This is a genomic window from Pseudorhodoferax soli, assembly GCF_003337555.1.
In the GTDB taxonomy this organism is placed as follows: Bacteria; Pseudomonadota; Gammaproteobacteria; order Burkholderiales; family Burkholderiaceae_C; genus Pseudorhodoferax; species Pseudorhodoferax soli.
Window position 1 is genome coordinate 615,928 of sequence record NZ_QPJK01000002.1, and the last position, 24,087, is coordinate 640,014.

General features: G+C 69.1%; 21 protein-coding genes. 12 read left to right on the forward strand and 9 right to left on the reverse strand.

Translation table 11 applies throughout. The features are described 5' to 3' along the window. Nucleotides 1-52 precede the first annotated feature (52 nt). From mdoH to DES41_RS09600, 3 genes are all read left to right on the forward strand, one after another. On the forward strand, nt 53-2,098 hold the full coding sequence (mdoH, locus tag DES41_RS09590; protein WP_245965638.1) for a glucans biosynthesis glucosyltransferase MdoH: 2,046 nt from the start codon (nt 53-55) through the stop codon (nt 2,096-2,098). Nucleotides 2,099-2,253: 155 nt separating this feature from the next. Then, nucleotides 2,254-3,318 (forward strand): purine-nucleoside phosphorylase, encoded by a 1,065-nt coding sequence (locus DES41_RS09595; protein ID WP_114467395.1) that lies wholly within the window; start codon nt 2,254-2,256, stop codon nt 3,316-3,318. Between the two features lie 7 nt (nt 3,319-3,325). Next, a complete protein-coding gene (locus DES41_RS09600) occupies nt 3,326-4,240 on the forward strand; it encodes a LysR family transcriptional regulator (RefSeq protein ID WP_114467396.1) in 915 nt (304 codons plus the stop codon). Nucleotides 4,241-4,255: 15 nt separating this feature from the next. Here the strand turns inward: DES41_RS09600 and ffh are convergent, their stop codons facing one another. Continuing rightward, complete coding sequence (gene ffh, locus DES41_RS09605; RefSeq protein ID WP_114467397.1) at nt 4,256-5,641, reverse strand: signal recognition particle protein; 1,386 nt, start codon at nt 5,639-5,641, stop codon at nt 4,256-4,258. 87 nt (nt 5,642-5,728) lie between these two features. On the opposite strand from ffh, the gene DES41_RS09610 reads away from it, so the two are divergent. The 8 genes from DES41_RS09610 (at nt 5,729) to DES41_RS09645 (ending at nt 15,946) form a co-directional block, all read left to right on the forward strand. Further along, nucleotides 5,729-6,541 carry a cytochrome C assembly family protein gene (locus tag DES41_RS09610; protein WP_114467398.1) on the forward strand — a complete coding sequence of 271 codons (813 nt, stop codon included), beginning with the start codon at nt 5,729-5,731 and terminating at the stop codon, nt 6,539-6,541. Beyond that, complete coding sequence (locus DES41_RS09615) at nt 6,538-6,759, forward strand: PP0621 family protein (protein WP_114467399.1); 222 nt, start codon at nt 6,538-6,540, stop codon at nt 6,757-6,759. The genes DES41_RS09610 and DES41_RS09615 overlap by 4 nt, the downstream gene beginning before the upstream one ends. A 6-nt stretch (nt 6,760-6,765) precedes the next feature. After that, nucleotides 6,766-8,469: a sensor histidine kinase gene (locus DES41_RS09620; protein WP_245965639.1), complete on the forward strand. Its 1,704-nt coding sequence runs from the start codon at nt 6,766-6,768 to the stop codon at nt 8,467-8,469. 3 nt (nt 8,470-8,472) lie between these two features. Beyond that, a complete protein-coding gene (locus tag DES41_RS09625) occupies nt 8,473-9,909 on the forward strand; it encodes a sigma-54-dependent transcriptional regulator (RefSeq protein ID WP_114467400.1) in 1,437 nt (478 codons plus the stop codon). Then, nucleotides 9,899-10,510, forward strand: coding sequence for a 1,6-anhydro-N-acetylmuramyl-L-alanine amidase AmpD (gene ampD / locus DES41_RS09630; RefSeq protein WP_114467401.1), 612 nt, complete (start codon nt 9,899-9,901; stop codon nt 10,508-10,510). Before DES41_RS09625 ends, ampD begins: the two co-directional genes overlap by 11 nt. 363 nt (nt 10,511-10,873) lie before the next feature. Next, the gene (locus DES41_RS09635; RefSeq protein WP_245965640.1) at nt 10,874-13,780 is read left to right on the forward strand and encodes a ribonucleoside-diphosphate reductase subunit alpha; all 2,907 of its coding nucleotides are present in this window, start codon (nt 10,874-10,876) and stop codon (nt 13,778-13,780) included. Nucleotides 13,781-13,932: 152 nt separating this feature from the next. Then, entirely contained in the window at nt 13,933-15,186 is a 1,254-nt protein-coding gene (locus DES41_RS09640; protein ID WP_114467403.1) for a ribonucleotide-diphosphate reductase subunit beta, read from the forward strand. A 178-nt stretch (nt 15,187-15,364) separates the two neighbouring features. Further along, nucleotides 15,365-15,946 carry a histone gene (locus DES41_RS09645; RefSeq protein ID WP_114467404.1) on the forward strand — a complete coding sequence of 194 codons (582 nt, stop codon included), beginning with the start codon at nt 15,365-15,367 and terminating at the stop codon, nt 15,944-15,946. Nucleotides 15,947-16,027: 81 nt separating this feature from the next. Here the strand turns inward: DES41_RS09645 and DES41_RS09650 are convergent, their stop codons facing one another. The 7 genes from DES41_RS09650 to DES41_RS09680 all read right to left on the reverse strand — a co-directional run bounded on the left by DES41_RS09650 (nt 16,028) and on the right by DES41_RS09680 (nt 22,302). Further along, the gene (locus tag DES41_RS09650) at nt 16,028-16,930 is read right to left on the reverse strand and encodes a carbohydrate kinase family protein (protein WP_114467405.1); all 903 of its coding nucleotides are present in this window, start codon (nt 16,928-16,930) and stop codon (nt 16,028-16,030) included. A 23-nt stretch (nt 16,931-16,953) separates the two neighbouring features. Beyond that, complete coding sequence (locus DES41_RS09655; RefSeq protein WP_114467406.1) at nt 16,954-18,192, reverse strand: DUF3426 domain-containing protein; 1,239 nt, start codon at nt 18,190-18,192, stop codon at nt 16,954-16,956. A gap of 8 nt (nt 18,193-18,200) precedes the next feature. After that, nucleotides 18,201-19,100: a 50S ribosomal protein L11 methyltransferase gene (gene prmA / locus DES41_RS09660; RefSeq protein ID WP_114467407.1), complete on the reverse strand. Its 900-nt coding sequence runs from the start codon at nt 19,098-19,100 to the stop codon at nt 18,201-18,203. A gap of 5 nt (nt 19,101-19,105) precedes the next feature. Further along, on the reverse strand, nt 19,106-20,455 hold the full coding sequence (gene accC / locus DES41_RS09665) for an acetyl-CoA carboxylase biotin carboxylase subunit (RefSeq protein WP_114467408.1): 1,350 nt from the start codon (nt 20,453-20,455) through the stop codon (nt 19,106-19,108). A gap of 126 nt (nt 20,456-20,581) precedes the next feature. Then, nucleotides 20,582-21,037 carry an acetyl-CoA carboxylase biotin carboxyl carrier protein gene (gene accB, locus DES41_RS09670; RefSeq protein WP_114467409.1) on the reverse strand — a complete coding sequence of 152 codons (456 nt, stop codon included), beginning with the start codon at nt 21,035-21,037 and terminating at the stop codon, nt 20,582-20,584. A gap of 123 nt (nt 21,038-21,160) precedes the next feature. Continuing rightward, nucleotides 21,161-21,709 (reverse strand): TlpA family protein disulfide reductase, encoded by a 549-nt coding sequence (locus DES41_RS09675; RefSeq protein WP_245965641.1) that lies wholly within the window; start codon nt 21,707-21,709, stop codon nt 21,161-21,163. Then, on the reverse strand, nt 21,706-22,302 hold the full coding sequence (locus tag DES41_RS09680) for a hypothetical protein (protein ID WP_114467410.1): 597 nt from the start codon (nt 22,300-22,302) through the stop codon (nt 21,706-21,708). Before DES41_RS09680 ends, DES41_RS09675 begins: the two co-directional genes overlap by 4 nt. 55 nt (nt 22,303-22,357) lie before the next feature. Here DES41_RS09680 and mpl point away from each other — a divergent pair, with 55 nt between their 5' ends. Continuing rightward, nucleotides 22,358-23,755 carry a UDP-N-acetylmuramate:L-alanyl-gamma-D-glutamyl-meso-diaminopimelate ligase gene (gene mpl, locus DES41_RS09685; protein WP_114467411.1) on the forward strand — a complete coding sequence of 466 codons (1,398 nt, stop codon included), beginning with the start codon at nt 22,358-22,360 and terminating at the stop codon, nt 23,753-23,755. Here mpl and DES41_RS09690 read toward each other — a convergent pair. Then, a complete protein-coding gene (locus tag DES41_RS09690; protein ID WP_114467412.1) occupies nt 23,749-24,060 on the reverse strand; it encodes a hypothetical protein in 312 nt (103 codons plus the stop codon). The two genes, mpl and DES41_RS09690, sit on opposite strands and share 7 nt — an antisense overlap. Between the last annotated feature and the right edge of the window lie 27 nt (nt 24,061-24,087).

A 24,087-nucleotide genomic window follows, 5' to 3' on the forward strand; every position in this document is an offset into this window, starting at 1 on the left:
AGAGAGGCATATGAGCTCTGTCTCTCCCTCCTCCTCTCACCGCGAGAACACCATGGAACAACCCAACGTCGCCCGCGTCGGCCGGCAAATCGTCGGTCGTGCCTGGGACAAACAGCGCAGCCCGCTGCGCGCCGAGCGCCACCCCAATTCCGTCACCGCGCCGCCCGTGAACCGCGGCTCCATGACGCCCCGCCCCTGGCGCGGCTTCTGGAACAGTCTGGGCACGGCACTGCTGATGTCCATCCCCGGCATGGGCCCGGCCGCCCCCAAGGCCGCCAGCCCCGCACCGGAAGCCTGGCAACAGGCGGCCAGCCGCCGCCGCATGGCGCTGATGCTGATCGTGCTGGTCACCACCGCGCTGGCCACCAGCCTGTTCGCCAGCATGCAGCCCGACTACGACAGCGTGCTGCTCGAAGTCGGCCAGCTGTCGCTGTTTGCGCTGCTGTCGGCCTGGATCGTGTCGGGCTTCGGCACGGCACTGATGGGCTTCTTCGTCGTGCTGCGCGGCGACAAGCACGCGCTGTCGGCCAAGGAGGTGCGCGACCACGCGATGCCCACCGGCGCCGACGAGCGCACGGCCATCATCATGCCGATCTGCAACGAAGACGTGGCCACGGTATTCGCCGGCCTGCGCGCCACCTGCGAATCGGTGCTGGCCACGGGCCACGGCCGCGCATTCGACGTGTTCGTGCTGTCCGACAGCAACGACCCCGAGAAGCGCCGCGCCGAACGCGCCGCCTGGGAAGACCTGCGCGCCGTGCTGGCCCAGGAGTCCAACGGCGGCCCGTCCATCGAGGTCTACTACCGCCTGCGCACCCGCCGCACGCACCGCAAGGCCGGCAACGTGGCCGACTTCTGCCGCCGCTGGGGCAATGACTACAAGTACATGGTGGTGCTGGACGCCGACAGCGTCATGAGCGGCGACTGCCTGACTTCCATGGTCAAGCTCATGCAAGCCCATCCCCGCGCCGGCATCATCCAGACCGCCACGCAGTCCATCGGCCACCAGACCCTGCACGCCCGCGCACAGCAATTCGCCTCGCGCATGACCGGCCGTTTGTTCACGCTGGGCATGCAGTACTGGCAGTTGGGCGAGTCCCACTACTGGGGCCACAACGCGATCATCCGTGTCAAGCCCTTCATGGAGCACTGCGCGCTGGCCCCGATCAAGGGCACGGGCGGCCTGTCCGGCGGCATCATGTCGCACGACTTCGTCGAAGCCGCGCTGATGCGCCGTGCCGGCTTCCACGTGTGGCTGGTGTCCGACCTGGTCGGCAGCTACGAGCAGCAACCGCCGGACCTGCTGTCCGAACTGCAGCGTGACCGCCGCTGGTGTCAGGGCAACCTGCAGAACGCCCGCCTGATGGCCGAGCCCGGCATCGCCGGCGTGCACCGCGCCATGTTCATCACGGGCACCATGTCCTACCTGTCGGCGCCGCTGTGGCTGGCCTTCATGACGCTGGGCACCACGCTGTGGCTGTCCGGCCATGCCCAGGCCACCGGCCTGGCCAGCGTGACGCACGCCTTGTCGGCGATCCCGGCCGAGCTGATCGGCCTGTGGATCTGGACCCTGGCCGTGCTGTTCCTGCCGCGCCTCTTGGGCATCGCCGCCGTGCTGATCCAGGGCGAGCAACGCCGCTATGGCGGCACCGCTGGCCTGATCAAGAGCGCCGCGCTGGAAAGCGTGCTGGCCATGCTGCAGTCGCCAGTGCGCATGCTGGCCCACTCGCTGTTCGTGCTGGTCGCGCTGACCGGTGTGAAGCTGGAATGGAAGTCGCCCCCGCGGGACGCCGAAGCCCTGCGCTGGCGCGATGCGGCCCGCAGCCTGGCACCCATGAGCGGCATCATCGCCCTGCTGGCTGGCGGCATCGCGCTGATCGACCCGAGCGCGCTGGTCTGGCTGATCCCGGTGGGCCTGCCACTGCTGCTGGCCATCCCCGCCAGCGTGCTGACCAGCCGCAGCGACCTGGGTGCCGCCATGCGCCGCCAGCGCTGGCTGCTGATTCCCGAAGAAAGCTGGTCCCCGGCAGTCCTGCGCCGCGCCTGGATGCACGCCAAGCTGCCGCTGCGCCAGCAGCCGCTGGCCCTGGCCGCCTGACCTGCATCGCCCCGCAGCAACGCCCCTCGCCGAGGGGCGTTTCTGTTTCTGCGGGCCGTGCGCTTTTTGCGCACGGGCAGCGCGAAAATCGGCGCTTGGAAGCAGCACCGGCCTTGCCTAGGATGCGGCGCATTCCAATCGATCAGGGCACTCCCATGACATCCTTCCGCGCACCGGTATTTCCCCTGGCCTGGCTGGCAGCTGCAGCGCTGCTGGCCGGCTGTGCCGCAGGCCCGAACGCACCGGCACCGCCGTCGGCCGGTATGGCCACGCCACCCGCCCAGGCCGCGGCGCCGGTGCGCGTCAAGGTCTTCGTCGCAGCGATGTTCGAGATCGGACAGAACACGGGCGACCGCGCTGGCGAGTTCCAGCACTGGTACGAGCGCTACTGGAAGAACGCCACGCCGGTGCGCGTGCCCGGCGCCATCGCGCCCGTGTACTGCAACAGCGACGGCGTGTGCGGCGCCGTGCTGGGCATGGGCAAGGTCAATTCCTCGGCCTCGATGCAGGCCATCCTGCTGAACCCGGCCTTCGACTTCTCGCAGGCCTACTACCTGATCACCGGCGTGGCCGGTACGCCGCCTGCGCGCGGCACCATCGGCGACGTGTCCTGGGGCAGCTGGCTCGTGGACTACGACCTGGGCCACCGCTGGGCACCCGAAGAAAACACGCCAGGCGCGCCCACCTTCATGCCACGCAAGGGCTATGAGGAATACCGGCGCTTCCAGCTCAACCCGGCGTTGCTGGGCTGGGCCATGCAGCTGTCGGCCAAGACACCACTCCGGGACTCGGACAGCGCCCGCGCCTACCGGCTGCGCTACCCCGAGCCGCGCGCGCGCCAGGCACCGTCGGTGGGCCAGGGCACGCACATGACGGGCGACACCTTCTTCCACGGCCCCGGCATGTCCAGCCAGGCCCAGTACATCGCCAAGCTGTACGGCGCCGACGACTACGTCATCACCGAGATGGAAGCCGCCGCCATCACGCTGGTGATCCAGCGGACCCACGGCACGGACCGCGTGATGAGCCTGCGCGGCGCCGTCAACTTCGACCAGGGCAATCCGCGCGAGACCACCTTGCAGCACCTGGACCCAGCGCCCGGAGAGACCGCGGGCGGCTTCGCCGAGACGGTGGAGAACATCGCGCGCGTGGGCGAGCGCGTGGTCGACCACATCGTGAGCCAGTGGCCGGAGTGGTCGGGCGGCGTGCCACCGCGCTGAGCGCCTGATGCACGCCAGCGTCCTCAGGTACTTCATCGAGGTGGCGCGCAGCGGCTCGGTGCGCAAGGCATCGGAGCGGCTGCACGTGGCGGCCAGCGCCGTCAACCGCCAGATCCTGAACGTGGAGGAAGAGCTCGGCACAGAGCTGTTCGACCGCCTGCCCGGTGGCATGCGGCTGAATCCGGCCGGCGAGCGGCTGCTGCGCCACGCGCAGGAGACGCTGCACGGCTACCAGGTGATGCGCACCGAGCTCGACGCGCTGCGCGGCGAGCGCAGCGGCCATGTCAAGCTGGCGGCCATGGACTCGTGCTTCGAGGATCTGCTGCCCGCCGCGGTGGCGGAGTTCTCGCAGCTGTTCCCCGCGGCCACCTACACCATCGTCTCGACCCAGCCCATGGAGGTGCCGCAGCTCGTGGCCTCGGGCCAGGTAGACCTGGGGCTGAGCTTCGTCACGCGGCTGCCGGCCGGCGTGGTGGCCGTGAGCCTGGCACACCTGCCCCTGGGCGTGGTGATGCCGCCGGGCCATCCGCTCGCCACGCATGAGCGCGTGGCACTGCGCGACTGCGCGCGCCATCCCTTCATCCGCTCGGGCGCGCAGCCGGTGTTTGGCCCCACGCTGTCGGCCGAGTACACGGCCTTCTGGGAGGTGATGGAGCCGGTCGCGACCTGCAACTCCACCCCGCTGGTCAAGCGCCTGGTGATGGCGGGCAAAGGCATCACCACCTTCTCCAAGCTCGCGTTGCTGGACGAGTTGCGCCGCGGCGAGCTGGTCTGGAAGCCCTTCGCACTGCCGGTGCTGAACCAGCTGCAGGTCGGCATCGTGGTGCCGGCGCAGCGCGCGCTGCCACAGCTCACGCAGAACTTCGTGGGCCGGCTCGCGCGCCGGCTGGCGCAGCTGGAGCAGGAGGCGGCCGCGCTGTAGCGGCCCGGCCTGGTCTCAGAACGGCAGCTTGGGCATGCCGCCCCCGCCCAGGCCCTTCATGCCGCCCATGCGCTTCATCATCTTCATGAGGCCGCCGCCCTTCATCTTCTTCATCATGTCCTGCATCTGGCCGAACTCGTTCAGCAGGCGGTTGACCTCCTGCACCTGAACGCCGGCACCGGAGGCGATGCGGCGCTTGCGCGTGGCCTTGATGAGCTCGGGCTTCCTGCGCTCCTGCGCCGTCATGCTGTGGATGATGCCCTGCTTGCGGCGGATCTCGCGCTCGGCGCGGTCCATGTCGACCTGGCCGGCCTTGGCCGACATCTGCGTGGGCAGCTTGTCCATGAGGCTGGACAGGCCGCCCATCTGGTTCATCTGCTGGATCTGCGCCAGGAAGTCGTTCAGGTCGAAGCTCTCGCCGCTCTTCACCTTGGCCGCCAGCTTCTGCGCCGCCGCCATGTCCACGTTGGCCGTGACCTGCTCGACCAGGGCCACGATGTCGCCCATGCCCAGCACGCGGCCGGCGTGGCGCTCGGCGTCGAACACCTCCAGGCCGTCGATCTTCTCGCTGGTGCCGGCGAACTTGATCGGCACGCCCGTGACATGGCGGGCCGACAGCGCGGCACCGCCGCGCGAGTCGCCATCGGTCTTGGTCAGCACGATGCCGGTGAGCGGCAGCGCTTCGCCGAAGGCCTTGGCCACGTTCATCGCGTCCTGGCCCTGCATGGCGTCGACGACGAACAGCGTCTCCACCGGGTTCAGCGCAGCGTGCAGTTCGCGGATCTCCTGCATCAGCGCCTCGTCCACCGCCAGGCGGCCGGCGGTGTCGACCAGCAGCACGTCGAAGTAATGGCGCTTGGCGTGGTCCAGCGCGGCGCGCGCGATGTCCACGGGCTTTTGCTCGCCGGTGCTCGGGAACCACTCGGCACCGGCCTGCTTGGTGACGGTCTTGAGCTGCTCGATGGCGGCCGGGCGGTAGACGTCGGCCGACACCGTCAGCACCTTCTTCTTGCGCCGTTCGGTCAGCAGCTTGGCCAGCTTGGCCGTGGTGGTGGTCTTGCCGGTGCCCTGCAGCCCGGCCATCAGCACCACGGCGGGTGGCTGGGCGGCGAGGTTGAGTTCGGCACCCGGCAGGCCCTGGCCCATGGTGGTGGCCAGCTCGCGGTTGACGATGCCGACCAGGGCCTGGCCCGGCGACAGCGAGCCCAGTACCTCCTGGCCCAGCGCCTTTTCCTTCACGCGGGCGATGAAGTCGCGCACCACGGGCAGGGCCACGTCGGCCTCGAGCAGCGCCATGCGCACCTCGCGCAGCATGTCGGTGACGTTGGCCTCGGTGATGCGGGCCTGGCCGCGCATCTCCTTGACCAGACGCGAGAGTTTTTCGGTGAGGGCGGACGCCATGGAGGTCCTTTGCTCCAGCACGGGGAGCGCAGTTGGGGGAAGGGGGAAGCGGCCGGCGGCTGGAAGGCGTGCCGGTAAACTGAGCAGATGATTTTAGCGAGCGCCTCCATGGCCACCGTGTTGCTGTCGGCCGCCGCTGCCGCGGCCTATGCGGTGCCTGCGGCGGTGGCGTCCCGCCTGCAGCCCGAGCGCAGCCGCCACGCCCTGTTGCCGGCCTGGGTGCTGCACGCGCTGCTCTTGTGCTGGGGCCTGTGGTTCACGGCCACGCCGCGCTTCGGCTTCGCGCCGGCGCTGTCGGTCACGGCCTGGCTGGTCCTCACGGTCTATGCGGTGGAAAGCCATGTGTTCCCGCAGTTGCGCGCACATTGGGCGCTGGCCGGCTTCGGCGCCGTGGCCGTGCTGATGGCGCTGGTGTTCCCCGGCACGCCCCTGCACGAGAACGCCTCGCCCTGGCTACCCCTGCACTGGGCGCTGGGCATCGCCTGCTATGGCCTGTTCGCCGCAGCCGTGCTGCATGCCTGGCTGATGCGCCGCAGCGAGCGGGCCATGCGCGACGCCGGCCCCTCGTTCAGCGGCGTGCCGCTGCTCACGCTGGAGCGGCTGACCTTCCGCTTCGTGCAGGCCGGCTTCGTGCTGCTGACGGCCACGCTGGCGGCCGGCTGGCTGTTCGGCGAGTCGCTCTACGGCGCGGGCGCCGGCCGCTGGCGCTGGGACCACAAGACGGTGTTCTCGCTGCTCTCGTGGCTCAGCTTCGCGGTGCTGCTGGTCGGCCGCGCGCGCTTCGGCTGGCGTGGCCGCACTGCCGTGCGCGTGCTCTATGCGGGCGCAGCGCTGCTGCTGCTGGCCTATGTGGGCTCGCGGTTCGTGCTCGAAGTGTTGATCGGCCGGGGAGCCGCATGAAGTTCCTGATCGTCCTGCTGGTGGTGGCCTTCGGCATCTGGCTGTGGCGCTCGCGCCGGCCGCCGCCACCGCCGGCCAAGCCGCGCAGCCGCACGGGCCTGCCCGCCGAGATGGCGCGTTGCGCCGCCTGCGGCCTGCACCTGCCCTTGGCCGACGCCGAGCGGGGCCCGCGCGGCGTCTACTGCAGCAAAGAGCACCGCCGCCAGATCGAGGGCTGAACCGGCGTGACCGTCCTCGACGACGCCTGGCCACCGTCCGACTTCGACCCGCGCGCGGCTGTCCTGGCGCCGGTCGGCGACCTGGCCCTCACGCGTGCCTGGTACGGCTTCATGACCGCGCGCGTCACGATCGCGCTGGCCCTGCTGCTGCTGCAGGCCACACAGTACGCGTTGACGGCCACCGCGCCGGCCTGGGTGCTGGCCATGTGTGCGCTGTACCTGGCCAGTGCGCTGGCGACGCGGCTGCTGGCGCGGCCCCGCCTGCCGCGCCATGCGCTGGAGCCGACCTGGCTGCTGACGGTGGGCATGGACGTGCTGGTCATCGCGCTGCTGCAGCTGTTCCAGTCCGGCGCCATCAGCTACACCCCCTTGCTGGGCGTGCCCGTGCTGCTGACGGCCGTGCTGGGCACGCGGCCCATGGCCATCGGCATGGCGCTGGCCATCACCTTGCTGCTGCTGCTGGAGACGTGGTGGACTTCCGCGCACGGCATCACCGAGAGCACGGGGCGCTACCTGCAGGCCGGGCTGGCGGGCCTGGGCTACCTGCTGGTGGCCTTCCTGGCCAACCAGCTGGCGGCCCGGCTCATGCGCGAGGAGCAACTCGCGCTCGCCGGCCTGCACGCCGCCCGGCTGCAGGCCCAGGTGAACCAGCTCGTGATGGAGACGCAGACCGACGGGGTCGTGGTGGTGGACACGCACGCCCGCATGCGCACCGCCAACCCGGCGGCGCGCGCACTGCTGGGGCTGGACACGGCGGGCCTGCGGCCTGCGCTGGACGCGCAGCCCAGCTGGGCGCCGCTGCTGGAACTGGCGCGCGCCACGTTCGAGCAGGCCACGCCGCAGGCGGCCGACCTGACGCTGCGCAGCGCCAGCCGCGGCGCCAGGCGCCTGCGCGTGCACACCCGCATGACCGAGGCGCCGGGCCGCGCGCACGAGCGGCTGTGCGTGATGTTCCTGCACGACCTGCGCGAGGCCGAGGCGCGCACGCGCACCGAGAAGATGGCGGCCATGGGCCGCATGTCCGCCGCCGTCGCGCACGAGATCCGCAACCCGCTGGCCGCCATCGTCCAGGCGAATGCGCTGCTGGACGAAGAGCTGCAGGCCCCCGGCCAGCGCCAGCTCACGCAGATGATCCAGCACAACGCGCAGCGCCTGTCCAAGATCGTCGACGAGGTGCTGGACGTGGCCCGCGTGCCCGAGGCCGGCCGCACGGCACCGCCCACCCTGGTGCTCGATGCCAGCGTGCAGGACATCTGCGCCGACTGGGTGCAGCGCGCGCCGCAACGCCGCCGCGTGCAGCTCGACCTGGCCACCGGTGGGCTGCCCGTGGATTTCGACAGCGAGCACCTGCGCCGCGTGTTGGTCAACCTGCTGGACAACGCGCTGCGCTATGCGAGCGGGCGGCCGGCCGCGATCCAGGTGACCACGCGGCTGTCGTCCGACCGCCAATCCAGCCTGCAGGTCTGGAGCGACGGTGCACCGCTGGAGGAATCGGTCGAGCGCCACCTGTTCGAGCCCTTCTTCTCCTCGGAGAGCCGCTCCAGCGGACTGGGGCTGTACATTTGCCGCGAACTCTGCGAGCGCCATCGCGCCAGCATCGGCTACCAGCGCAGCGCGCGGCAGCGGGGCGGCGCGAGCGTCCAGGGCAACGAGTTCTCCGTGCAGTTCCGTCCCCCGAAACCCGCAGAGCGCACCACGCCCGCCCATTGAGCCATGCCGCCGCACACGCAAGCCCCTTCCGCGTCGTCACCTGCCAGCGTCCTGGTGGTGGACGACGAGCCCGACCTGCGCACGCTGTACGAGCTCACGCTGCTGCGCGAGGGCCACCGCGTGGAGACGGCCGGCACCCTGGCCGAGGCGCAGGCGGCGCTGCAGGAGCAGCGCTTTCGTGCCGTCATCACCGACATGCGGCTGCCCGACGGCCTGGGCCTCACGCTGCTGCAGGAGTTGCGTGCGCAGCAGCGCACCGAGCGCTGCATCGTCATCACGGCCTACGGCTCGGCCGAGAACGCCGTGGAGGCGCTCAAGGCCGGCGCCTTCGACTACCTGACCAAGCCGGTGGACCTCAAGCAGTTCCGCGCCGTGGTGGCCTCGGCCCTGCAGGAGCACGACGCGGTGGCGCCACGCCCGGTTGCGCGCAGCAGCCAGCCCGGCGGCACGGCCCCGACGGCGCCGGCGCTGGACCGGCTGGTCGGCGAGTCCGAGCCCATGCGCCAGGTCAAGCAGCGCATCCTCAAGGTGGCGCGCAGCATGGCACCGGTGCTGGTGCGCGGCGAGTCGGGCACTGGCAAGGAACTCGTGGCCCAGGCCCTGCACGCCGCCAGCCACCGCGCCGCCGCGCCGCTGGTGGCCGTGAACTGCGGCGCCATTCCCGAGAACCTGCTCGAGGCCGAGTTCTTCGGCGCCAAGAAGGGCTCCTACACCGGCGCGCTGACCGACAGGCTGGGCTACTTCCAGGCCGCGCGCGGCGGCACGCTGTTCCTCGACGAGATCGGCGACTTGCCGCTGGCCATGCAGTCCAAGCTGCTGCGTGCCATCCAGGAGCGCAGCGTGCGGCCACTGGGCTCCACCCAGGAGGACACGGTGGACGTGCGCATCGTCAGCGCCACCCACAAGGACCTGGCGGCCGAGGTCAAGGCCGGCCGCTTCCGGCAAGACCTGTACTACCGCCTCAATGTGATCGAGATCGTGGTGCCGCCGCTGCGCGAGCGCCGCGACGACCTGCCGGCACTGTGCACGGCCCTGCTGGGCCGCATCGCGCACGAATCCGGGGTGCACGTGCCGCCGCCTTCCAGCGCGCTGCTGGCCGAACTGCAGCAGCATCCGCTGGCCGGCAACGTGCGAGAACTCGAGAACCTGCTGCACCGCGCCGTGGCCATGAGCGAAGGCGATGAACTCAGCGCCGATTTCCCCGACAGCGCCAGCCAGGCACTGGCGCCACTGCCGGCAGCCGACGAGGCCACGCCCAGCGACCTGCAGGCCTACCTGGACCGGCAGGAGCGCGCCATCCTCGTACGGGTGCTGCACGAGACCGGCTTCAACCGCACCGCCGCGGCGGCGCGGCTGGGCCTGTCGCTGCGGCAGATCCGCTACCGCATCGCGCGGCTCAACATCGCCACGCCGCAGGACAACGAACCCCATGACGAGTGAGCCGGCGGCGCCGCTTGAGGCACTCTGGCGGGGCGGCTGGTACCGTTTCGCACGGCACCAGCCCTCGCCCAACTTCGGGCCGCGGCCGGCCGGCGCGCGCATCGACCTCGTGGTGCTGCACTCCATCAGCCTGCCGCCGGGCCAGTACGGGGGCGACGAGATCCTGGCCCTGTTCGACAACCGGCTCGACTGGGAAGCCCACCCCTACTTCGCGCAGATCCGCGGCCTGCAGGTCTCGGCGCATTTCCTGATCCGGCGCGGCGGCGAACTCTGGCAGTTCGTCGATGCCGACGCGCGTGCCTGGCATGCCGGCCGCTCGCATTGGCGGGGCCGCGACGAGTGCAACGACGACTCCATCGGCATCGAACTCGAGGGCCTGGAGGGCGAGCGCTTCGAGGCGGCCCAGTACGACACCCTGACCAGCCTGTGCACGGCGCTGGCCCAGCGTTACCCGATCGCCCATGTGGCCGGCCACGAGCATGTGGCGCCCGGCCGCAAGCAGGACCCCGGACCGGGTTTCGATTGGGCCGCGCTCGAGCAGGGCACGGGCTGGCCGGCCGACTGGTTTCCGCTTGCGGTGCGCCGATCCGCCCCCATCTAGAACAGGTTGCAGGAACGCGCTGCGAAGGCCCTCGCGGGCAGGCCCAGCAACCATGCCGCCTGCGAGGCGGAATGGGGCGCCATCCCGCATGGAGCCTCATCTTTGCGCGACCATGGCGCACCACTGCTGGCGCTGCGCGGGGTCCTTGGAAATTCCACACAAAAAGCTGCAGGACACGCTACCTGTAGTGGCTAGAATGCCTGCGGACCCTAGATATGGGGCCCGGCCCGGAGCTCTTTTCTGGTGCGCCCAGGCCCCGTTTGCGGTGACGACACACCGCCAGATTTCGACCCCGTACCCAGCACACACAAGGAAGCCATGCAAACTGCAGCTCACCTCCCATCCGCCTCGCAACTGTCTCCCATGGCCGCTGCTGCACGCGCCGCCACCGCCGACAGCACTGCGCCGAACGCGCTGGCGCATTACCAGATCATTCGCCGCAATGGCGCCGTCGTGCCGTTCGAGCCCAACAAGATCGCCGTGGCCATGATGAAGGCCTTCCTGGCCGTGCACGGCACCCAGGGCGCGGCCTCGGCCAGCGTGCGCGAGACCGTGGACGGCCTCACGCAGGCCGTCACGCGCGCGCTGATGCGTTCGCGCCCGGGCGGCGGCACCTTCCACATCGAGGACGTGCAGGACCAGGTCGAACTGGGCCTCATGCGTGGCGGCCACCACGAGATCGCCCGCGCGTATGTGCTGTACCGGGAACGTCGCACGCAGGAACGCGCCCGCCAGGGCGAGCAGGAGCAGCCGGCCGCTGCCCCCACGCTGCATGTGCTGGACGGCGGCGAGCGCGTGGCGCTCAACCTGGCCGACCTGCAGCAGCTGATCGCCAACGCCTGCGCCGGCCTGGGCGCGGACGTCAAGCCCGATCCCATCGTGGCCGAGACCATGCGCAACCTGTACGACGGTGTGCCGCTCGAAGAGGTGTTCAAGGCCGCCATCCTGGCCGCCCGCACGCTGATCGAGAAGGACCCCGACTACACCTACGCCACGGCCCGGTTGCTGCTGCACACCATCGTCAAGGAAGTCCTGGGCCGCGAAGTGCTGCAGGCGGACATGGGCACGGCCTACGCCGACTACTTCCCGCACTACATCAAGAAGGGCGTGGAGAACGAGCTGCTGGACGAGAAGCTGCTGCAGTACGACCTGGCCCGCCTGGGTGCGGCGCTCAAGGCCGAGCGCGACATGAAGTTCGACTACCTGGGCCTGCAGACCCTGTACGACCGCTACTTCCTGCACGTCAAGAAGGCCCGCATCGAGCTGCCGCAGGCCTTCTTCATGCGCGTGGCCATGGGCCTGGCGCTGGGCGAGATCGACCGCGAGGCGCGCGCCATCGAGTTCTACGAGGTGCTGTCCTCGTTCGACTTCATGTCCTCCACGCCCACGCTGTTCAACAGCGGCACGCTGCGCTCGCAGCTGTCCTCCTGCTACCTGACCACCGTGCCCGACGACCTGGACGGCATCTACGAGTCGATCAAGGAGAACGCCCTGCTGTCCAAGTTCGCTGGCGGCCTGGGCAACGACTGGACGCGCGTGCGCGCGCTGGGCTCGCACATCAAGGGCACGAACGGCGAATCGCAGGGCGTGGTGCCCTTCCTCAAGGTTGTCAACGACACGGCCGTGGCCGTGAACCAGGGCGGCAAGCGCAAGGGCGCGGTCTGCACGTACCTTGAGAGCTGGCACCTGGACATCGAGGAGTTCCTGGAGCTGCGCAAGAACACCGGCGACGACCGCCGCCGCACGCACGACATGAACACGGCCAACTGGATTCCGGACCTGTTCATGCGCCGTGTCATGGAGAAGGGCCAGTGGACCTTGTTTTCGCCCTCCAACGTGCCTGACCTGCATGATCTCTTTGGCGCCGACTTCGAGAAGGCCTACGTGGCCTACGAAGAGAAGGCTGCGCGCGGCGACATCAAGCCCAGCAAGACCGTCCCGGCCACCGACCTGTGGCGCAAGATGCTCTCGATGCTGTTCGAGACCGGCCATCCCTGGATCACGTTCAAGGACGCCTGCAACGTGCGTTCGCCCCAGCAGCACGTGGGCGTGGTGCACTCGTCCAACCTGTGCACCGAGATCACGCTGAACACCAGCGACACCGAGACCGCCGTCTGCAACCTGGGTTCGGTGAACCTGCTGCAGCATCTGAAGGACGGCCCTGACGGCAAGTCGGTCGACCACGAGAAGCTCAAGAAGACGATCTCGACGGCGATGCGCATGCTCGACAACGTGATCGACATCAACTACTACGCCGTGAAGAAGGCGCGCGACTCCAACCTGCGCCACCGCCCCGTGGGCCTGGGCGTGATGGGCTTCCAGGACGCGCTGTACGAGCTGCGCATCCCCTACGCCAGCGACGCTGCCGTGCAGTTCGCCGACACCTCGATGGAAGCCGTCTGCTACTTCGCCTACTGGGCCTCGACCGACCTGGCAGCCGAACGCGGCCGCTACTCCAGCTTCAAGGGTTCGCTGTGGGACAAGGGCATCTTGCCGATGGACTCCTTGAGCCTGCTCGAGCAGGCCCGCGGCGGCTACGTGGAAGTCGACCGCTCGGCCACGCTGGATTGGGACGCGCTGCGCGCCAAGATCAAGCAGGACGGCATGCGCAACTCCAACTGCGTGGCCATCGCGCCGACCGCGACCATCTCCAACATCATCGGCGTGGACGCCTCCATCGAGCCCTGCTTCGGCAATCTCTCGGTGAAGTCCAACCTGTCGGGCGAGTTCACGGTCATCAACCATTACCTCGTGGCCGACCTCAAGCGCCTTCACCTGTGGGACGACGTGATGGTCATGGACCTCAAGCACTTCGACGGTTCGCTCGAGCCCATCGACCGCGTGCCGCAGGAGATCAAGTCGCTGTACGCCACGGCCTTCGAGGTCGAGCCGGCCTGGCTCGTCGAAGCCGCGGCACGCCGCCAGAAGTGGATCGACCAGGCCCAGTCGCTGAACATCTACATGGCTGGCGCCTCGGGCAAGAAGCTCGACGACACCTACAAGCTGGCCTGGACGCGCGGCCTGAAGACCACCTACTACCTGCGCACGCGCAGCGCCACGCACGCAGAGAAGTCGACGGTCGCACCGGGCCGTCTGAACGCGGTGTCTTCGGGTGCCGGCGCAGCACCCGGCATGAGCGCGCTCGATGCCGCAGCGGCCAAGGCGCGTGCACAGATGGACGCGCAGATGAATGCGCCGCTCGCCGCATCGGCGGCCACCGATGTGAAGTTCTGCGGCGTGGACGACCCCACCTGCGAAGCCTGTCAGTAAGACCGCGATGAAGCGCTGAGCGCAACACCTGTCGCATCGCATTTCGCCTACGCGTTTTTGCGATGCACAGGAGCAACAAACATGCACGGCGCCCTTGGTGAAGCCTTTGCTTTTCAGGGCGCCGCTTTCATAATCTCGGCACTGGAAAATCTATGCTTACCTGGGACGACGAAGTCAAGCCCTCCTCGCAATCCACACCACACGGCGGGTCCTCGGGACACCGCGAGGCAGCGGTCCCTCCCAAATCCGTGAATGCCGTTCCCGCCGCCGCAACGGCCGCGGTTCAAGCCTCCACTTTCAACGCTGCTGCAAGCGCATCGCGCCTGCCCGATGTCGCACTGCCGCCGGTCGCCGCACCGCGCGCCGCCGAAGCCGCAGGTGCCAGCGCACGCCGCGTGAACGCGGCCGACAAGCGCATCATCAACGGCCAGACCGACGTCAACCAGCTGGTGCCGTTCAAGTACAAGTGGGCCTGGGAAAAGTACCTCGCCACCTGCGCCAACCACTGGATGCCGCAGGAAGTGAACATGAACCGCGACATCGCGCTCTGGAAGGACCCGAACGGCCTGACGGAGGACGAGCGTCGCATCGTCAAGCGCAACCTCGGCTTCTTCGTGACGGCCGATTCGCTGGCCGCCAACAACATCGTGCTGGGCACCTACCGCCACATCACGGCGCCCGAGTGCCGCCAGTTCCTGCTGCGCCAGGCCTTCGAGGAAGCGATCCACACGCACGCCTACCAGTACATCGTGGAGTCGCTGGGTCTCGATGAATCCGAGATCTTCAACGCCTACAACGAGGTGCAGTCGATCCGCGACAAGGACCAGTTCCTGATCCCCTTCATCGAGGCGATCATGGACCCGAACTTCCACACCGGCACGCCCGAGAACGACCAGACCCTGCTCAAGAGCCTGATCGTGTTCGCATGCCTCATGGAAGGTCTGTTCTTCTACGTCGGCTTCACGCAGATCCTGGCGCTGGGCCGGCAGAACAAGATGACGGGTGCGGCCGAGCAGTACCAGTACATCCTGCGCGACGAGTCCATGCACTGCAACTTCGGCATCGACCTGATCAACCAGCTGAAGCTGGAGAACCCGCACCTATGGACACCCGAGTTCAAGGCCGAGATCAAGGTGTTGTTCGAGAAGGCCGTCGCACTCGAGTACCGCTATGCCGAAGACACCATGCCGCGCGGCGTGCTCGGCATGAACGCCTCGATGTTCAAGGGTTACCTGCGCTACATCGCCAACCGGCGCGCCACGCAGATCGGCCTGGAGCCGCTGTTCCCGAACGAAGAGAACCCGTTCCCCTGGATGAGCGAGATGATCGACCTGAAGAAGGAACGCAACTTCTTCGAGACGCGCGTCATCGAGTACCAGTCCGGCGGCGCGCTGTCCTGGGACTGAGACACCGACAACAACATGTTCTACCGCACGTCACGCCCTCCGAACCGCACCGACAGAGTGCCGGCGTGTACGTGTCCTGAATCCATGGCGCTGGGGCTTTCGGCCCCAACGCCATGCATCGCTTGTGGCGCCCCAACGCGCCCCAAGTGCTCTTTGTAATCCGATCAAGGAGAAAACCATGGCAACTGCGAAGAAACCGGCCGCTAAGAAGGCCGCCCCGGCGAAGAAGGCCGCTGCTCCGGCGAAGAAGGCCGCTCCGGCCAAGAAGGCTGCTGCTCCGGCGAAGAAGGCCGCTGCTCCGGCCAAGAAGGCTGCGCCTGCGAAGAAGGCCGCACCGGCAAAGAAGGCTGCACCTGCGAAGAAGGCAGCACCGGCGAAGAAGGCTGCGCCTGCGAAGAAGGCAGCACCGGCGAAGAAGGCTGCGCCCGCCAAGAAGGCCGCTCCGGCCAAGAAGGCTGCGCCCGCCAAGAAGGCCGCTCCGGCCAAGAAGGCTGCGCCCGCCAAGAAGGCCGCTCCGGCCAAGAAGGCTGCCGCTCCGGCCGCCAAGAAGGCCGCTGCTCCCGCCAAGAAGGCTGCTGCCAAGAAGGCCGCTCCGGCCAAGAAGGCGACCGCCAAGGCCGCCCCTGCCAAGAAGGCTGCTGCCAAGAAACCTGCAAAGAAAGCGGCCCCTGTGCCTGCTGCCGCTGCCCCTGCAGCGTCCACGCAGACCACGCTGAACCCGCAGGCCGCCTGGCCGTTCCCAACGGCCAGCAAGCCCTGAGCGTTGCGCTGCAAGGCGCGACCAAGCCCGGTGCCGCAAGGCCCCGGGCTTTTTCATTTCATGCGGAGCTCGCAGGCTGGGTCACAGGCCCCATGCCGCGCGGTCCACGCTGTAGTTCTGCGGGCCGCGCTGGGCGATCTTCAAGGCCCCGATGCGGCTGCCCAGCTCAGCGCAACGCGCCAGCGGCCAGCCACGCTCCAGCCCGTACAGCAATGCGCCGCGGTAGGCGTCGCCGCAGCCCGTGGGATCGACGAGTTCGTCCACTGGCACCGGCGCGACCAGCGTGCGCTCGCCAGCGATCCAGACCTCGCTGCCTTCGCCGCCCAGCGTGACCACCAGCCCCTGCACCTGGCGCGAGAGCTCGGCGAAACCCAGGCCGGTGCGGTCGCTGAGCATCTTGCCCTCGTAGTCGTTGACGGTGACCCAGGTGGCCAGCGAGACGAAATGGCGCAGCGCAGCGCCATCGAACATCGGCAGGCCCTGCCCCGGATCGAAGACGAAGGGGATGCCGGCGGCGGCGAACTGCTCGGCATGCTGCAGCATGGCATCGCGCCCGTCGGGCGAGACGATGCCGAGCTTCACGTCGCTGCGCGCTTCGATGCGCGTCTGGTGCGCCTGCATCATGGCGCCGGGGTGGAAGGCCGTGATCTGGTTGTTGTCATGGTCCGTCATGATCATGGCCTGGGCCGTGTAGCTGCCCTCCACCACGCTCACGTAGTCGGTGGCGATGCCCAGGTCCTTCATGCGCTGCAGGTAGTCGGCGCCATCGGTGCCCAGCGTGGCCATGGGCAGCGGGTCGCCACCGAGTTGCTTGAGCGCGTAGGCGATGTTGCCGGCGCAGCCGCCGAAGTCCCGCCGCAGGCTCGGCACCAGGAAGGACACGTTCAGGTTGTGGATCTGGTCGGGCAGGATCTGGTCGGAGAACCGGCCCTCAAACCGCATGATGGTGTCGAACGCGAGCGAGCCGCAGATGATGCTGGCCATGGGAACTCCTGGAAGGTGGAAGGTCAGGGATAGAAGGGGTCGAGGCGGTAGCCCACCACGCGCGCGCGGCCCGCGCTGTCGGCGATCTGCAAGTCAGCGCCCGCCGTCCATTCGCCATGGGCATCCAGTGCCTCGGGCGGGCTGCCGAGTTCCTGCGGCATCAGCACGCGGCGCAGCACAGGCTGCTCGGCGATGTCGGTCAGCGTCAGCGCAATGGCCGGCAGTGCCACGGGGTGTGCGGCGCGGTTGCGCAGCGTCAGGCTGAGCCGGTAGCCGCTGTCGCCCAGGGCCTGGAAGGCCGAGCCGTCGATGACGATGGCATCGATGCGGCGCAGCGGCTGTACGCTGCAGGACAGCGGCGCGCACAGCGCGCCCAGCAGCGGGCGCAGGCCGGGCGCCCTGGCGGCGAGGCGGTCGCGCTCGTGCACCGCCCACTGCCACAGCAGCAGCACCAGGGCCAGGCCCGCGGCCAGCGACCAGAACAGGCGCGTGCGCGGCACCGCCGCCGCCGGTGCCGCCGTCGGTGGCTCGGGCACGGCATCGCGCAGGAACGAGAGTTCGGCATGCGCCGGATCCAGCGGAACGGGCCGGGCCACAGGCGGCGCAGCCACCACGCGCGCAGGCATCGGGGCGGGCCGCGGCGCGTCCTCCGCCGCCGCGCGCAGCGGCAGCGGCATGGCGTGGCCGGCGCTGGCCGTTCGCAACGGAATGGACGCGGACTCTTCCGTCAGCGACACCACGAGGCGGCCCGGCCGGTCGTCCGGGACGCGGGCGGCCGGGCCGGCAGCGCCGAGCGGTTCGGCGCTGACGCGGTGCAGCTCTGGCACGAAGGCCGTGCCCGGCCCAGGCAAGCCCACGCCGGGTTCGGGCACCGGTGCGGCGGCCTGCGCCTGCACGTAGTCGGCCAGATCCTGCTCCAGCGACGCGACGGAATCGGTCACCGGGATCTCGGCGGGGGCATGGGGCAGCCAGGGGGGCACGTCCTCGTCGGCCACGGGCCAAGGTGGCGCGTGCTCGGGCGCCGGCGCAAGATCTTCGGTCTCGGCAGGCGGCGTCTGCGGCAGCGCCGGCTCGGCGGGCACAGGCTCGGCCGTCGGCAGTGCCGCCTGCGCGGTCTCCTCAGGCGCGCCCAGGTGCCGGGCGGCGTCGAAGACCTCGGCGCAATGGCCGCAACGCACCCAGCCTTCGGAGATGCGCAGCTGATCGGGCACGACCCTGAAGCGGGTTCCGCATGCAGGGCAGCGCGTGATCAGCTGGGCCATGGGCGCGCTCAGCGCGGTGCGCCGCGCGTGGCCGTCATGAGGATCCAGCCGTCTTCCTCGTCCGCCACCTGCAACGACAGGTAAGGCGCGTAGGCCGCCTTGAGTTCGTCGGCCTGGCGCGCCAGGATGCCGGCCAGCACCAGGGCACCGCCAGGTGCCACATAGGCACTGAGCAGGGGCGCCAGCATCTTGAGCGGCGTGGCCAGGATGTTGGCCAGAACGACCTGGTAGGCGCCGCTCGAGGCATCGGGCAGGCCGGCCCGCAGGTGCACGCCATTGGCGCGGGCGTTGTCGCCGGTGGCCTGCACGGCGGCCTCGTCGATGTCGACCGCATCCACCTCGGCGGCACCGTGCTTGGCGGCCGCAATGGCCAGGATGCCAGAGCCGCAGCCATAGTCCAGCACGCGGCCCCAGTCGCCGCCCGCACCGCGGCCCGCGATCCATCGCAGGCACATGCGCGTGGTCGGGTGCGTGCCGGTGCCGAAAGCCAGGCCGGGGTCCAGCCGCAGCACATGCTGCGCCGCGGCCGGCGGCTCGTGCCATGTCGGCACGATCCAGAAGGCCGGCGTGATCTCGACCGGCGCGAACTGCGATTGCGTCAAACGCACCCAGTCTTCATCGGGCACGGCGCTCACGCCCTGCAGCGTGCAGGCCGCGAAGAAATCCTGCGCCTGCAGCAGCAACGCAGCCTCGTCGGCCAGCGCCTCGGTGGCGAACAAGGCCACCAGGCGCGAGCGCTGCCAGCCCTCGGCGGGGGGCGGCATGCCCGGCTCGCCGAACAGGGCCTGCTCGACGGCGGTATCGCCGTCGGCGTCCTCGACGCTGACGGACAGCGCGTCCAGCGCCTCCAGCGCATCGCTCAGGGTCTCGACCCGGTCCTCCGGGCACAGCAGGCGCAGTTCGAACATGGCGCTCACCGCTTGTGCTGTGCCAGCCACTCTTCCAGGTAGTGGATGTTGGTGCCCCCGGCCATGAACTTGGCGTCGACCATCAGCTCGCGGTGCAGCGGGATGTTGGTGTTGATGCCTTCGATGACGGTCTCGGCCAGCGCCGTGCGCATGCGTGCCATGGCCTGCTCGCGCGTGTCGCCGTGTACGATGATCTTGCCGATCATGGAGTCGTAGTTGGGCGGCACGAAGTAGTTGCTGTAGGCATGCGAATCCACGCGCACACCCGGCCCGCCCGGCGCATGCCAAGTCGTGATGCGGCCCGGCGAAGGCGTGAACTTGTACGGGTCTTCCGCGTTCACGCGGCACTCGATGGCGTGGCCGCGGATCTCGATCTGGCGCTGCGTGAACGGCAGCTTCTCGCCGGCCGCCACCATGATCTGCGTGCGCACCACGTCCACGCCGGTGATCAGCTCGGTCACCGGATGCTCGACCTGCACGCGCGTGTTCATCTCGATGAAGTAGAACTCGCCGTTCTCGTACAGGAACTCGAAGGTGCCGGCGCCGCGGTAGCCGATGCGCTTGCACGCCGCCACGCAACGCTCGCCAATGCGCTCGATCAGCTTGCGCGGGATGCCCGGCGCGGGCGCTTCCTCGATGACCTTCTGGTGGCGCCGCTGCATGGAGCAGTCGCGCTCGCCCAGGTACACGGCGTTCTTGTGCTTGTCGGCGAGGATCTGGATCTCCACGTGCCGCGGGTTCTGCAGGAACTTCTCCATGTAGACGGCCGGGTTGCCGAAGGCCACGCCGGCCTCGGCCTTGGTCATCTGCACCGCGTTGACCAGCGCCGCCTCGGTGTGGACCACGCGCATGCCGCGCCCACCACCGCCGCCGGCGGCCTTGATGATCACCGGGTAGCCGACGGTCTTGGCGATGCGGCGCATCTGCACCGGATCGTCGGGCAGTTCGCCATCGGAACCCGGCACGCAGGGCACACCTGCCTTGATCATGGCCTGCTTGGCGGCGACCTTGTCGCCCATCGTGCGGATGTTCTCGGGCGTCGGGCCGATGAACTGGAAGCCGCTCTTCTCGACGCGCTCGGCGAAGTCGGCGTTCTCGCTCAGGAAACCGTAACCGGGGTGGATGGCTTCGGCATCTGTCACCTCGGCGGCCGAGATGATGGCCGGCATGTTGAGGTAGCTCTGCGCCGAGGGCGGCGGACCGATGCAGACGGCCTCGTCCGCCAGTCGCACGTACTTGGCGTCGCGGTCGGCCTCTGAATAGACCATCACCGCCTTGATGCCCAGCTCGCGACAGGCGCGCTGGATTCTCAAGGCGATTTCGCCGCGGTTGGCGACCAGGATTTTTTTAAACATTGCGGCTCCGCGGCGAAATCGCCCCGCACGCTGCGCGTGCCAACGCGGTGTGCCGGACTGCGTCCGTCCGCGCCGCGACGCGAGCGCCGCGGTTGGCGACCAGGATCTTCTTGAACATGAGACGGCTTATTCGATGACGAACAGCGGCTGACCGTACTCGACGGCCTGGCCGTTCTCGCACAGGATCTGCGTGATCGTGCCGGCCTTGTCGGCCTCGATCTCGTTGAGGATCTTCATGGCCTCGATGATGCAGACCGTCTCGCCTTCCTTGACCGTGCTGCCGATCTCGACGAAGGCCTTGGCGCCCGGGCTGGGCGAGCGGTAGAAGGTGCCGACCATGGGCGACTTGGCCACATGGCCCTTGATGGCTGGAGCTGCGGCGGGAGCCGCCGGCGCCGCCGGGGCGGCTGCCGCTTCCGCCGCGGGCTGCGCGGCCGGCACGGGTGCGGCCACGTAGGCCATGGGGCCGGGCGGGACGCCCTTGACGATGCGAACCTTGCCTTCGGCTTCGGTGATTTCCAGCTCGGAGACGTTGGAGTCCGAGACCAGGTCGATCAAGGTCTTGAGTTTGCGTAAATCCATGAAGGCTCCTGACGCCCAGACGAAAAGGCTGGAATCTAACTCAAATCCAGCGAACTTTCGCCTATTGCAGGCATTTTTGATGTTCTTCGCCGATCAACGGCGAACAGACTTGCGCCAGCGGGGCTAGGAAACGCTTATTTGCGTCGCCCAACGTTGCAAATCTTGGGGGGTGATTTGCCCTATTTTACGTTCGGCCACATGTCCGGTCGCATCCAGCACCAAGGTGAAGGGCAAACCGCCGGCGGCATTGCCGAGTTCTTTCACCACGGACAGGCCCGTCAGACCCAGGATGCCCACCGGGAAACCGACCGGCGTCTTGCCCAGGAACTTCTGTACGGCGGCCGGCTTGTCCACCGCCAATCCGACGACTTGCCAGCCGTTCGGCGCATGTTGACGAAAGAAGGCGTCGATCATCGGCAACTCCTCCACGCACGGCGGGCACCACGGCGCCCAGAAGTTGACCAGCAGCGGACGCCCCCGGAATCCGGCCATCGGCAGCGTGCCGCCCTCGGGCCGTTCGCTTTGCAGCGCCCACAGGCCGGCACTTTCTGCCGGAACCGAAGCGCCTGTGCGGCGCAGCCACCAGGCGGAACCTGAGCCGGCCACCAGCGCCACCGCGCCAGCGCCCAGCAACACACCGCGCCGCGCGGGGGAAAACATGCGTGCGCTCATGGCGTCGCCTCCTGTGCAACGAGCCTGCGCACGGCCTCCAGGCTGCCGCGAAGCGTGCGGCCGCGCGTATCGGGCTTGAGCGCGCCGCGCAGGTCTCCCAGATCGTGCACCAGCAGGTGCACGCCGATGGTCTCGCCAAGCTCGGGGCACTGGCTCTGCAGGCTCAAAGCCTCGACGGGATCGCCGCGGAAACCCGGCACGGTGCTGGGCTCGTAGCGCACGCCGCGGTCGATCAGCAGGATCTCGGTGGACTTGGAGTCGTCGCAGAACAGCTGCAGGTAGATGTCGGACCGGCGCGTGGCCGTGCCATGCCAGACGGCACCCGCCAGGTGCGGGCGGAAGGGCTCCAGCCGCTCCATCCAGGTCAGCGCCAGCCGGCGCAGTGCGGCCAGTTCCCGCGGCTGGGTGTCGGCGCAGAAGACGGCGATGTGCTCGCGCACAGCGTCTTCCAGTTCATCGTTGCCCGGCAACCGCGCGCGCGAGCCCAGGCCCAGCTGCTGAACGGCGCGCCGCTTGGCGGCACCCCACTCCAACCCGTCGTCGACCACCATGCGCGCCGCAACGGCCGCAATCTCAGCACTTGCGTTGTCCATGGACAGATTGTGCGCCCCACCCGAACAGCCCCTGCGCCACTCCTAGAATCCCGCGATGCACATCCATATCCTCGGCATCTGCGGCACCTTCATGGGCGGCCTGGCGGCGCTCGCGCGCAGCGCAGGCCACCGCGTGACCGGCTGCGATGCCGGTGTCTACCCTCCCATGAGCGAGCAGTTGCGGGCGCTCGGCATCGATTTGATCGAAGGCTTCGGCGCGGACCAGTTGGCCCTGGCGCCCGATGTCTTCGTCGTCGGCAACGTCGTGTCGCGGGCCCGGCTGGCCGACGGCACACCCAAATTCCCGCTCATGGAGGCCATCCTCGATGCGGGCGCGGCCTATACCAGCGGCCCGCAATGGCTGGCCGAGCACATCCTGCGGGGCCGCCATGTCCTGGCGGTCGCCGGCACGCACGGCAAGACCACCACGACCTCGATGCTGGCCTGGGTGCTCGAATGCGCCGGCCTGAACCCGGGCTTTCTGGTCGGCGGCGTGCCGCTGAACTTCGGCATTTCGGCGCGGCTCGGCGCGGGTGACGGCTGCTTCGTGATCGAGGCCGACGAGTACGACACGGCCTTCTTCGACAAGCGCAGCAAGTTCGTGCATTACCGCCCGCGCACGGCCGTGCTGAACAACCTGGAGTTCGACCACGCCGACATCTTCGACGACCTGGCCGCCATCGAACGCCAGTTCCACCACCTGGTGCGCACCGTGCCCGGCCAGGGGCGCGTGGTCGTCAACGCCGGGGAAGCCAGCCTCGGCCGCGTCCTGGCCCAGGGCTGTTGGAGCGAGACCGTGGGTTTCGGCGCGGGCGGGCGCTTCACGGCCGAAGGCACGGCCGAGCGCTTCAGCGTGCACGACCAGGGCCGGCCAGTGGCAGAGGTGCATTGGGCGCTGTCGGGCCTGCACAACCGGATGAACGCGCTGGCAGCCATCGCTGCGGCTGAACACCTGGGCGTGGCGCCCGCGGTGGCGGCCGAGGCGCTGCAGCGCTTCGAGAACGTGCGCCGGCGCATGGAACTGCGCGGCGAAGTCGCGGCCAACGGCGAGACGGTGCGTGTCTACGACGACTTCGCCCACCACCCCACGGCCATCCGCACCACGGTGGACGGCCTGCGCGCGCAGATCGGCCCGGCCGGCGGTCGCATCCTGGCCATCTTCGAGCCGCGCAGCAACACCATGAAGCTGGGCAGCATGAGCGCCAAGCTGCCGTGGAGCCTGGCGTCGGCCGATCTGGCGTTTTGCCACGCGGCCGGGCTGGGCTGGGACCCGCGCGAGGCCCTGGCCGAGATGGGCACGCGCCTGCAGGTGGCCGACAGCATCGACGAGCTGCTCGCCCAGGTGCTGGCCGCCGTGCGGCCTGGCGACCACCTGCTGTGCATGAGCAACGGCGGCTTCGGCGGCGTGCACGCCCGCCTGCTCGACGCGCTCAAGGCGCGCTTCGCTCAGTAGCTGACGGTCAGCTGGTCCAGGTCGAGCCGCACGACCGGCTTGGCCAGGGCCGCGCTCGCGGCACGCGCAAAGCGCGCGAACCACTGCGGATCGGCGAGCAGTTCGGGCCCGGCGGCGCGCGCGATCGCGATCAGCTTGTCGGCCAGCAGCACCTTGCCGGTGGCACGCAGGGGCTCGCATTCCAACTGCACGAACTGCGTGTCCAGCCAGCTGCGCGCCTGCTCCTGCGGCATGGGCGCGGCATCCTCGAGATCGAAACGCAGCTCCTGGCCACCGGCCAGCCGCACGGACACTTCACTGCGCATGGCTTCCCCCAAAAGCCTTCAGCATCG

What these genes read in the sequence shown, in the direction of transcription:
- DES41_RS09640 (WP_114467403.1), top strand. Translation starts at nt 13,933, where the DNA reads ATGCTTACCTGGGACGACGAAGTCAAGCCCTCCTCGCAATCCACACCA.
- mdoH (WP_245965638.1), top strand. Translation starts at nt 53, where the DNA reads ATGGAACAACCCAACGTCGCCCGCGTCGGCCGGCAAATCGTCGGTCGT.
- DES41_RS09655 (WP_114467406.1), bottom strand. Translation starts at nt 18,192, where the DNA reads ATGGCCCAGCTGATCACGCGCTGCCCTGCATGCGGAACCCGCTTCAGG.
- mpl (WP_114467411.1), top strand. Translation starts at nt 22,358, where the DNA reads ATGCACATCCATATCCTCGGCATCTGCGGCACCTTCATGGGCGGCCTG.
- accB (WP_114467409.1), bottom strand. Translation starts at nt 21,037, where the DNA reads ATGGATTTACGCAAACTCAAGACCTTGATCGACCTGGTCTCGGACTCC.
- ampD (WP_114467401.1), top strand. Translation starts at nt 9,899, where the DNA reads ATGACGAGTGAGCCGGCGGCGCCGCTTGAGGCACTCTGGCGGGGCGGC.
- DES41_RS09615 (WP_114467399.1), top strand. Translation starts at nt 6,538, where the DNA reads ATGAAGTTCCTGATCGTCCTGCTGGTGGTGGCCTTCGGCATCTGGCTG.
- DES41_RS09595 (WP_114467395.1), top strand. Translation starts at nt 2,254, where the DNA reads ATGACATCCTTCCGCGCACCGGTATTTCCCCTGGCCTGGCTGGCAGCT.
- DES41_RS09680 (WP_114467410.1), bottom strand. Translation starts at nt 22,302, where the DNA reads ATGGACAACGCAAGTGCTGAGATTGCGGCCGTTGCGGCGCGCATGGTG.
- DES41_RS09635 (WP_245965640.1), top strand. Translation starts at nt 10,874, where the DNA reads ATGGCCGCTGCTGCACGCGCCGCCACCGCCGACAGCACTGCGCCGAAC.
- ffh (WP_114467397.1), bottom strand. Translation starts at nt 5,641, where the DNA reads ATGGCGTCCGCCCTCACCGAAAAACTCTCGCGTCTGGTCAAGGAGATG.
- DES41_RS09600 (WP_114467396.1), top strand. Translation starts at nt 3,326, where the DNA reads ATGCACGCCAGCGTCCTCAGGTACTTCATCGAGGTGGCGCGCAGCGGC.
- accC (WP_114467408.1), bottom strand. Translation starts at nt 20,455, where the DNA reads ATGTTTAAAAAAATCCTGGTCGCCAACCGCGGCGAAATCGCCTTGAGA.
- DES41_RS09625 (WP_114467400.1), top strand. Translation starts at nt 8,473, where the DNA reads ATGCCGCCGCACACGCAAGCCCCTTCCGCGTCGTCACCTGCCAGCGTC.
- DES41_RS09645 (WP_114467404.1), top strand. Translation starts at nt 15,365, where the DNA reads ATGGCAACTGCGAAGAAACCGGCCGCTAAGAAGGCCGCCCCGGCGAAG.
- prmA (WP_114467407.1), bottom strand. Translation starts at nt 19,100, where the DNA reads ATGTTCGAACTGCGCCTGCTGTGCCCGGAGGACCGGGTCGAGACCCTG.
- DES41_RS09610 (WP_114467398.1), top strand. Translation starts at nt 5,729, where the DNA reads ATGATTTTAGCGAGCGCCTCCATGGCCACCGTGTTGCTGTCGGCCGCC.
- DES41_RS09675 (WP_245965641.1), bottom strand. Translation starts at nt 21,709, where the DNA reads ATGAGCGCACGCATGTTTTCCCCCGCGCGGCGCGGTGTGTTGCTGGGC.
- DES41_RS09690 (WP_114467412.1), bottom strand. Translation starts at nt 24,060, where the DNA reads ATGCGCAGTGAAGTGTCCGTGCGGCTGGCCGGTGGCCAGGAGCTGCGT.
- DES41_RS09650 (WP_114467405.1), bottom strand. Translation starts at nt 16,930, where the DNA reads ATGGCCAGCATCATCTGCGGCTCGCTCGCGTTCGACACCATCATGCGG.